The sequence below is a fragment of the Streptomyces sp. NPDC091281 genome (assembly GCF_044757425.1).
In the GTDB taxonomy this organism is placed as follows: domain Bacteria; phylum Actinomycetota; class Actinomycetes; order Streptomycetales; family Streptomycetaceae; genus Streptomyces.
On record NZ_JBIVUY010000001.1, the window covers coordinates 359,261 to 369,285 of the forward strand.

The window sequence follows — 10,025 nt, forward strand, 5'->3', positions numbered from 1 at the left end:
GCCCGGCACACCTGTCAGAGCCCCCCTGCCCCGCCCCGACTGTCTCTTCACTCTCCCTACGATCAGGAAGTTGACGGATGTTTCTCCGTGGCCGCTCACTGAGCCGCCGCATGCCCGGACCGGCGTTGGCCGCGACAGTGCTCGGGCTCACGCTCGCGCTGTCCGCGTCGTCGGTCCAGGCAGTGGCGCTCGACGAAGGGAACCCGGGCCGCACCAGCCGCCCGGGGGTCCAGGACGACGGGGACCCCGCCAAGGGGTCCTCGGCTAAAGCGAAGTCCCGCCCCTCCGACCCGGCCCGCAAGGCCGCGGTCCGCACCCTCGACAAGCCGGTGTGGCCGCAGCGGGGCGGTGCCGAACTGAAGGTCGGCGCCACCGCCGAGGCCGGCGGCCTGCCGGTGAAGGTCACCGCGGCGAAGGCCCGCGTCAAGGCCGCGCAGTCGGCCGGGAAGGTCCGCGTCGACGTCCTCGACCCGGCCCGCGCCGCGAAGCTCGGCGCCGGTGCCCTGCTCGGCGTGGCCCGCGCGGACGGCGCCGCCCAGGCGGGCAAGGTGCGTCTGACCGTGGACTACTCGGAGTTCGCCGAGGGCTTCGGCGGCTCCTACGGCTCCCGCCTCCAGCTCGTCCAGCTCCCGGCCTGCGCCTCCGTGGCCCAGCCCGGCAGCAAGGAGTGCCCCGAGCTGCCGAAGGCGCTGCCCACCGTCAACGACGTGAAGACGGGCACCGTCTCCGCCGACGTGACCGCCGCCCCGGCCCCCGCCGAGGGCGTCTCCACCATGGCGGGCAGCGCCGCCTCGCTGGTCGCGGTCGCCGCGGGCCCCTCGGGCGCGCAGGGCACGTACAAGGCGACGGCCCTCGCCCCCTCCTCCAGCTGGAGCGTCGCCACCTCCTCCGGCGCCTTCAACTGGAACTATCCGTTCCGTTCGGTGCCGACGCCGGGCGGTCTCACCCCGACCGTCGGCCTCGGCTACTCCTCCCAGTCCGCGGACGGCCGCACCTCGGCCACCAACAACCAGGGCTCCTGGATCGGCGAGGGCTTCTCCTACGACCCCGGCTACATCGAGCGCCGCTACAAGCCCTGCGCGGACGACGGCCACGACACCTCCGCCGAGCAGTGCTGGGCGTTCGAGAACGCCACCGTCATGCTCAACGGCTCGGCCGGTGAACTCGTCAAGGACGACACCACCGGCAAGTGGCACATGTCCTCCGACGACGGCTCCAAGGTCGAGCGGCTGACCGGCGCCGTCAACGGCGACGAGGGCAGCGCCGACGACAAGGGCGAGCACTGGAGGATCACCACCTCCGACGGCACCGAGTACACCTTCGGCCTCAACCGCCTGCCGGGCTGGGCCTCGGGCAACGAGGAGACCAACTCGGTCTGGACGGCCCCGGTGTTCGGCGACGACTCCGGCGAGCCCTGCTACAACGCCACCTTCACCAGCGCCCACTGCCAGCAGGCGTGGCGCTGGAGCCTCGACTACGTCAAGGACACCCACGGCAACGTGATGTCCTACTTCTACGACCGCGAGACCAACTCCTACGCCCTCAACGGCAAGACGGACGTCAACGGCACCGCGTACCACCGCGGCGGCTGGCTCAAGCGCATCGACTACGGCCAGCAGGACGGCAAGGTCTACGCGGCCAAGGCCCCGGCGCGCGTCGTGTTCAACACGGCCGAACGCTGCCTGCCCACCTCGGACTTCGACTGCGCCGAGAGCAAGCGCACCAAGGCGAACGCGGCGAAGTGGCCGGACGTCCCGGTCGACCAGGAGTGCAAGTCGGGCACCAAGTGCACGTCCCCGGTGGCGACCTTCTTCACCACCAAGCGCCTCACCTCCGTCGTCACCCAGATGCGCAAGGACGCCACGAGCTACCAGGACGTGGACGCCTGGCTGTTCACGCACCTCTTCACCGACAACGGCGACGACTCCAAGACGCTCTGGCTGACGAAGATCGAGCACGAGGGCCGCGCGGGCGGCACCGCCGTCAAGCTGCCCTCCGTCGATCTCTTCGGCGAGCAGCTCGCCAACCGGGTCGACGCGATCGGCGACAACATCGCGCCGTTCCACCGCTTCCGCCTGTCGATGGTCCTCAGCGAGACCGGCGCCCAGCTCGACGTCACCTACGCCCCCACCGACTGCACCAAGGCGAACCTGCCCAGGCCGGGCGAGTCCACCAAGCGCTGCTACCCGGTGAAGTGGGCCCCGCCGGGCTACGTCGACCCCATCACCGACTGGTTCCACAAGTACGTCGTCTCCGCGGTCATCGAGACCGACCGCACCGGCGGCAGCGACACCATGGTCACCCGCTACGACTACCAGGGCGACGCGGCCTGGCGGAAGGCGAAGCCGGACGGCATCACCGACGCCAAGTACCTCACCTGGGGCGGCTGGCAGGGCTACGGCAAGGTCAAGGTCACCAGCGGCACCTCCGACGTCCAGAAGACCCGCGTCGACTACACGTTCATGCAGGGCATGGACGGCGACAAGGACGCCGACGGCGGCACCCGCTCGGTGAAGGTGAAGGACTCCACGGGCGCCGAGTACACGGACGAGGAGGAGTTCACGGGCCACCAGCTGGAGGCCGCCACCTATGACGGCACGAAGCTGATCTCGAAGAGCGTCCAGACCCCCTGGAAGCACTACTCGGCGACACAGACCCGCAGTTGGGGCACGACCCGCGCGGTGATCGTCCGCGGGCAGACCGGCCGCGGCTTCAACCTCCAGTCGAACGGCAGCTGGCTGGAGACCAAGTCCACGACGACGTACGACACGTCCAACGGCACCGGCCGCGTCCTCACCGTCGACGACCAGGGCGACGTCTCCACCGCCAAGGACGACAGCTGCACCCGCACCACGTACGCGGACAACACGGCGAAGAACATCCTGTCGCTGCCCGCCCGCAGTGAGTCGGTGTCGGTCAAGTGCTCCGCCACCCCCGACCGCAAGACCCAGGTCCTCGCCGACGAGCGCACCTCGTACGACAACCTCGCCTTCGGCGCCGCGCCCACCAAGGGCGACGCGACGAAGACCGAGCGCATGACGTCCCACAACGGCACCACCGCGACCTACCAGGTCACCGGCGCCACCACCTATGACGCCTTCGGCCGTCCGCTGACGCAGAAGGACGCCAAGCAGATCGGCACGACGGACGAGACGAAGACCGTCTACGCCGAGACCAACGGCCTGCTGACCAAGACGACCGTCACCAACGCCCTCGGCCACGCCACGGTCACCGACTACAGCCCCGCCTGGGGCATGTCGAAGGGCCAGACCGACCCCAACGGCAAGCGCACGGACCTCGCCTACGACGCGATGGGCCGCCTGACCTCGGTCTGGCTCCCCGACCGCGCGTCCTCGCAGACGCCGAGCATCAAGTACTCCTACACCGTCCGCAAGGACAAGGTCACCTCGATCAAGACCGAGAAGATCGAGAACGACGGCTCCTACGGCGCCGAGTACCAGCTCTACGACAGCATGCTCCGCGCCCGCCAGATCCAGACCGAGGGCCCCGACGGCACCCGCATGGTCGCGGACACGTGGTACGACGGGACGGGCAACGTCCGCAAGACCAACGCCACGTACAACGCCTCCGGCGCCGCCTCGGACGAACTGCTGCTGGTCAGCAACGGGCAGGTCGGCGCGCAGAGCCTCCTGGAGTACGACGGACTCGGCCGCACCACCGCCCAGATCTCCGCCGTCTCGGGCGCCGAGCAGTGGCGTACCAAGACCTCGTACGACGGTGAACTGACCCACGTCGACCCGCCGGTGGGCGGTGTTCCCACGACGACCGTCGCCGACGAGCAGGGCAACGTCGCGGAGATCCGTCACTACCGCGGTTCCGCTCCCGGCGTGGGCGTGCCGTACGACGCGACGAAGTACACGTACACCACACGGGGCCTGCTGGAGACGGTCACGGACGCCAAGAACAACGTGTGGCGTTACGAGTACGACCAGCTCGGCCGCCAGAAGAAGTCCGTCGACCCGGACGCGGGCACGTCGAGCGTCGACTACGACGAGCTGGACCGACCCGTCGCCACCTGGGACGGCAACAACAAGAAGACCTCCACGGTCTACGACAAGCTCGGCCGGGTGGTGTCCACGTGGCAGGGCGACTCCGGCACCGGCACCAAGCTGACCGAGACCCGCTACGACAAGGCGGGCTGGCTCGGCCAGGCGTACGGCTTCCTCACCTACGTCTCCCAGACCGAGTACTTCGGCACCGCCGTCCAGTCGATGGACGAGTTCTACCGGCCGCTGAAGACCGCCTACCAGATCCCCGCCTCGCAGGGCTCCCTCGCGGGCACGCACGTCTACAGCACGACGTACAACCGTGACGGCACCGTCCAGAGCGCCGGTCTGCCCGCGGTGGGCGGCCTCCCGGCCGAGGCGCTGACCTACACGTACGACTCCCTCCAGCGGCCGATGACGATGACGGGCTCCACGTCGTACGTCACCGACACCGTGTACTCCGGCAAGAGCCTCGTGCAGCAGCTGGAACTGTCCACGGGCAGCGGCAAGAAGGTCTGGCAGACCTACAACTACGAGAAGGGCACCGACCGGCTCACCCGCGCGGTCACCGACGTCTACGGCGCGACCGCCCCGGCGAAGGACGCGCGCTACTCCTACGACCAGGCCGGCAACATCCTGTCCATCGCGGACACGGCGAACTCCGCCGCGCCGGACGTGCAGTGCTTCGCCTACGACGCCCGTCAGCGGCTCAAGGACGCCTGGACGCCGACCGCCACGGCGGCCGGCGCGGCGGGCTCGGGCACCCGCGGCTCGACCACCCCGGTGGACGGCTCCGGTCCCACGGCCTGTGACGCCGCCGCGGGCGCGGGCGCACTCGGCGGCCCGGCCCCGTACTGGAAGTCCTACGAGACCGACGCCATCGGCAACCGCGTCTCCGACGTCCAGCACGACACCGGCCTCGACGCGGCGAAGAACATCACCCGCGGCTACGAGTACGGCGGCGCGGGCGCCAAGGGCGACGGCCCGCACCAGGTCACCAAGGTCACCGAGGACACGCCGACCGGCGACCGGCAGTCGACGTACGAGTACGACGACGCGGGCAACACCACCAAGCGCACGATCGGAGGCGACGCCCAGGACCTGCGCTGGAACGACCAGGGCAAGCTGAGCGAGGTCACCGAGGCGAGCGGCGCGAAGACGACGTACCTGTACGACGGCTCCGGCAGCCGCCTCGTCCGCAAGGACCCCTCCGGCACGACCGTCTACCTGCCGGGCACCGAGCTGAAGCTGTCCGCGGACGGCACCAGGACGGAGGCCACGCGGTACTACGACTACGGGGGGCAGGCCGTAGCCGTCCGCACGGCCGGCAAGCTGTCCTTCGTCGCGTCCGACCACAACGGCACCGGCGAGGTCGCGATAGACTCCGCGACCGGCGTGGTCAGCCAGCGCCGCTACGACCCCTTCGGCGTGGAGCGGGGCGCGAAGACCGGTGTCTGGCCGGGGGAGAAGGGGTACGTCGGCGGCACCGTCGACGCCTCGACCGGTCTGACCCATCTGGGGGCGCGGGAGTACGACGCGTCGATCGGCAGGTTCATCTCCGTCGACCCGATCATCGACTACACGCAACCGCAGCAGATCAACGGCTACGCGTACGCCAACAACTCCCCGGTCACCCACGCCGACCCGAGCGGCATGATCATCCCGGAGTGCCGGGAGGGTCTGATCGAGTGCCGCGGCGGCGTGCCGTACTTCCCGAAGACCGACACGGAGAAGGCCCAGTCGGACGTCGACCAGGCGTCCCGCAACGTCACCCAGGCGCAGGGCCAGCAGGCCGCAGCCAAGCAGCGCATCAAGTCCGCGGGCAAGGCCCTCGTCAAGATCGCCCGGGACATCCTCGGCGTGGACGCGGCGCTCGACTGCATCTCCACCGGTGACGTCGGCTCGTGCGGCGAGACCCTGCTGAACATCGCGGGCAGCTTCGCGGGCGGCCTGGCGGGCAAGATCCTCGCCAAGTACGGCGCGCCGTGGAAGTGGGCCAAGGGCATCAAGCTCGCCAAGCGGGTCACCGGCCTGGTCGGTGATCTCATCGGCGGTGCCAAGGACCTGTGGAAGGCCAGCAAGGCGGTCGGCAAGGCGCGGGCAGGGCTCGCCAAGGCCACGGACAAACTCGCGGACGTCCGGAAGAAGGCGGCGGAGGCGCTCAAGAAGCGAAAGAAGACCGAGGAACCCGAGTGCCACAGCTTCCTGCCCGGCACGAAGGTCCTGCTCGCCGACGGCAGCACCAAGCCGATCGAGAAGGTCGAGCCGGGCGACAAGGTCGTCACCACGGTCCAGAAGACCGGCAAGGCGACGGTCCGTGAGGTCGCGGGCACCATCGTCACCGAGGACGACAAGCAGTTCTCCGACCTCACCGTGAGGGTGGCCTCGGGCCAGGAGGACACCCTGGTCGCCACGGTCACGCACCCCTTCTGGGTGGAGTCCGAGCAGGCGTGGATCAAGGCCGGCGACCTCAAGCCGGGCATGACCCTGCACACGCCCACCGGCACCGAGGTCGAGCTGGTCGCCAACCGCCACTTCGACCAGCGGCAGCGCACGCACGACCTGACGATCACCGGTATCCACGCGTACTACGTCCTGGCGGGTGCCACCCCGGTGCTCGTCCACAACTGCGACGGCACCGCGACCGTCACCTGGGACGACGACGCCCAGCACGCCACCGTCAAGGTGGAACTGGACGACGGCCGTGCCCTGGAGACCGAGCAGGTCATCAACGGCCCTGCGGGCCTGGACGACTACTCCGGCTACGACACGTCGGCCCAGATCGTGACCGAGCAGGCGGGCCCCAACACCAAGCAGCTCACCTTCCGACTGCCCAACGCCCGCGCGGCCGTCAAGGCCCAGATCAAGTCCCTGGACGCCGACCTCGGTCCGTACAGCTACGGCAGCAACAGCTGTGTGACCTACTGTGTCGGCATCCTCCGGGCGGGCGGCGCCGACATTCCCGCGGGCCGGGCCGGAGCCGCGAGACTCGCCCGTATGGCCAGAGACATGGAGAACTGATGCTCGACGGTGAGGAGCACTGGAACGCGGTGCTGGCCGAGATCCTGCTGAGCCGGAAGATCGGGGCCGCCCACGTCAGGCTCGTGGGTGACCTGATCTCGGTGACGGCCCAGCTGGACCTCGCCGCCCGCAGCCGTCCGTCGGCCTTCCCGCTCGACGGGATCGTCGACTACGACGACCGGGTCGGCCCGCTGGAGGAGGCCTACCGGGCCGCCTGGCAGGCCGTGGAGGCCGCGCCCGACCGGGAGCGGCGCGCGCCCGAACTGGACGGACTGGCCGCCGCGCTGACGGCCGCCATCGAGGGTGTCGCCGCCTTCGCCCGGGACCGAGGGGTGGAGGTGCGGCTGCACCGCTTCGACGCTCCGCCGCGGTAGAGCCGTGCCGCACTGACGCGGCGGAGCGGGAGCAGCACGGGGCCACGGGGCCCGGTTTGATTACTCAAGCCGGGCCCCGTAACCTTGACCGTCGGCGTGTCGAGTGGCATGCCACATCCCCGTAAACCCTCTTCCTCCCGGGTACCGGTACCTCGGTGGCCGGGAGAGGTCGTCCGTGTTCGTCCCGGACGGCTGGACTGCGGGGGTGCCGTTCCCGAGCGAGAGAGTGAGATCCGCGTGTACGCCATCGTGCGCAGCGGTGGCCGCCAGCACAAGGTTGCTGTCGGTGACATCGTCGAGGTTGACAAGATTTCCACCGCCAAGGTTGGCGACACGGTCGAGCTCTCGACCCTGCTCGTTGTCGACGGCGACGCTGTGACCAGCGACCCGTGGGTGCTGGCCGGCATCAAGGTCCAGGCCGAGGTCGTGGACCACCACAAGGGCCAGAAGATCGACATTCTGCGCTACAAGAACAAGACCGGCTACCGCCGTCGTCAGGGCCACCGCCAGCAGTACACGGCGATCAAGGTCACTGAGATCCCCGCGGCTGCGAAGTAAGGGACTGAGGAGACATGGCACACAAGAAGGGCGCATCGTCCACCCGGAACGGTCGCGACTCCAACGCCCAGCGGCTCGGCGTGAAGCGCTTCGGCGGTCAGGTCGTCAACGCGGGTGAGATCCTGGTCCGCCAGCGCGGCACCCACTTCCACCCCGGCTCCGGCGTCGGCCGCGGCGGCGACGACACGCTGTTCGCGCTCCTGCCCGGTGCGGTGGAGTTCGGTACGTTCCGCGGCCGCAAGGTCGTGAACATCGTTCCGGTCGCCTGACCTCAGGCTTCCCGGGAACGCTTCGCGAGGCGGACCTCACTTCCCAGGCGGGAAGGCGGGTCCGCCTTTCGCGTGTTACGCAGTAGACAGACCCCTGCGCGGCAACCCCGCGTGACGACCCACGTAGTACCCGTACGTGGCCGAAGTGCTGGAGGCACCCCCAATGACCACCTTCGTGGACCGCGTCGAACTGCATGTCGCCGCGGGTAACGGAGGTCACGGCTGTGCCTCCGTCCACCGGGAGAAGTTCAAGCCGCTCGGCGGCCCGGACGGCGGCAACGGCGGGCGCGGCGGGGACGTGATCCTCACCGTCGACCAGTCCGTGACGACGCTGCTGGAGTACCACCACTCCCCGCACCGCAAGGCCACCAACGGCAAGCCCGGCGAGGGCGGCAACCGTTCCGGCAAGGACGGCCAGGATCTCGTCCTGCCCGTCCCGGACGGCACCGTCGTCCTCGACCGGGCGGGCAACGTGCTCGCCGACCTCGTCGGCCACGGCACCTCCTACGTCGCCGCCCAGGGCGGCCGCGGCGGCCTCGGCAACGCGGCGCTGGCCTCGGCCCGCCGCAAGGCGCCCGGTTTCGCGCTGCTCGGCGAGCCCGGCGACCTCCAGGACATCGTGCTGGAGCTGAAGACCGTCGCCGACGTGGCGCTGGTCGGCTATCCGAGCGCGGGCAAGTCCTCGCTGATCTCGGTGCTCTCCGCCGCCAAGCCGAAGATCGCGGACTACCCGTTCACGACGCTCGTCCCGAACCTGGGCGTCGTCACGGCGGGCGAGACCGTCTACACCATCGCCGACGTCCCCGGCCTCATCCCGGGCGCCAGCCAGGGCAAGGGCCTGGGCCTCGAGTTCCTGCGCCACGTCGAGCGGTGCAGCGTCCTCGTGCACGTCCTGGACACCGCCACCCTGGAGTCGGACCGCGACCCCGTCTCCGACCTCGACATCATCGAGGAGGAGCTGCGCCAGTACGGCGGTCTCGGCAACCGGCCGCGCATCGTCGTCCTCAACAAGATCGACGTCCCCGACGGCAAGGACCTCGCCGAGATGGTCCGCCCGGACCTGGAGGCCCGCGGCTACCGCGTCTTCGCCGTGTCCGCGGTCGCCCACATGGGTCTGCGCGAACTGTCCTTCGCCCTCGCCGAGTTGGTCGGCACGGCGCGTGCGGCCAGGCCGAAGGAGGAGGCGACCCGCATCGTCATCCGGCCGAAGGCCGTGGACGACGCCGGGTTCACCGTCACCCTGGAGGAGGCCGAGGGCGAGCCGCTGTTCCGGGTGCGGGGCGAGAAGCCCGAACGCTGGGTGCGGCAGACCGACTTCAACAACGACGAGGCCGTCGGCTATCTCGCGGACCGGCTCAACCGCCTCGGTGTCGAGGACCAGTTGGTGAAGGCGGGCGCCCGCTCCGGCGACGGCGTCGCCATCGGCCCCGAGGACAACGCGGTCGTCTTCGACTGGGAGCCCTCGCTCACCGCGGGCGCCGAGATGCTCGGCCGCCGCGGCGAGGACCACCGCTTCGAGGCCCCGCGGCCCGCGACCCAGCGGCGCCGCGACCGGCAGGCCGAACGGGACGAGGCGACGCAGGAGTTCGAGGGCTTCGAGCCGTTCTGACGGCCCCCCGAGCGAGAACCACGACCGGCACCCCGAGGGGAATAGCCCGAGGGGCCGGTCCGGGCCCGGGGGGGGGGGGGGGGGGGGGGGGGGGCCCGCCCCCCCCCCCCCCCCCCCCCCCCCCCCCCCCACGCCTCATGCCCCGAGGCACAGCCGCAGCTCCAGCACGGTCCGCGCGTGCACGCAC

Annotated in this window: 5 protein-coding genes; all 5 read left to right on the forward strand. The window is 70.4% G+C overall.

Features of this window, described 5'->3' with window-relative positions; all coding sequences use genetic code 11:
• The first annotated feature begins 125 nt into the window (after positions 1-125).
• Positions 126-7,028 (forward strand): RHS repeat-associated core domain-containing protein, encoded by a 6,903-nt coding sequence (locus tag ACIQPQ_RS01560; protein ID WP_401298280.1) that lies wholly within the window; start codon positions 126-128, stop codon positions 7,026-7,028.
• Positions 7,028-7,402 (forward strand): hypothetical protein, encoded by a 375-nt coding sequence (locus ACIQPQ_RS01565; RefSeq protein WP_401298283.1) that lies wholly within the window; start codon positions 7,028-7,030, stop codon positions 7,400-7,402. The genes ACIQPQ_RS01560 and ACIQPQ_RS01565 overlap by 1 nt, the downstream gene beginning before the upstream one ends.
• Positions 7,403-7,639: 237 nt before the next feature.
• Positions 7,640-7,960 carry a 50S ribosomal protein L21 gene (rplU, locus tag ACIQPQ_RS01570; RefSeq protein ID WP_004931419.1) on the forward strand — a complete coding sequence of 107 codons (321 nt, stop codon included), beginning with the start codon at positions 7,640-7,642 and terminating at the stop codon, positions 7,958-7,960.
• A 14-nt stretch (positions 7,961-7,974) separates the two neighbouring features.
• On the forward strand, positions 7,975-8,229 hold the full coding sequence (gene rpmA, locus ACIQPQ_RS01575; protein WP_073793698.1) for a 50S ribosomal protein L27: 255 nt from the start codon (positions 7,975-7,977) through the stop codon (positions 8,227-8,229).
• Positions 8,230-8,392: 163 nt separating this feature from the next.
• On the forward strand, positions 8,393-9,838 hold the full coding sequence (gene obgE / locus ACIQPQ_RS01580) for a GTPase ObgE (protein ID WP_401298287.1): 1,446 nt from the start codon (positions 8,393-8,395) through the stop codon (positions 9,836-9,838).
• The last annotated feature ends 187 nt before the right edge of the window (positions 9,839-10,025 follow it).

What these genes read in the sequence shown, in the direction of transcription:
- ACIQPQ_RS01565 (WP_401298283.1), top strand. Translation starts at nt 7,028, where the DNA reads ATGCTCGACGGTGAGGAGCACTGGAACGCGGTGCTGGCCGAGATCCTG.
- rpmA (WP_073793698.1), top strand. Translation starts at nt 7,975, where the DNA reads ATGGCACACAAGAAGGGCGCATCGTCCACCCGGAACGGTCGCGACTCC.
- obgE (WP_401298287.1), top strand. Translation starts at nt 8,393, where the DNA reads ATGACCACCTTCGTGGACCGCGTCGAACTGCATGTCGCCGCGGGTAAC.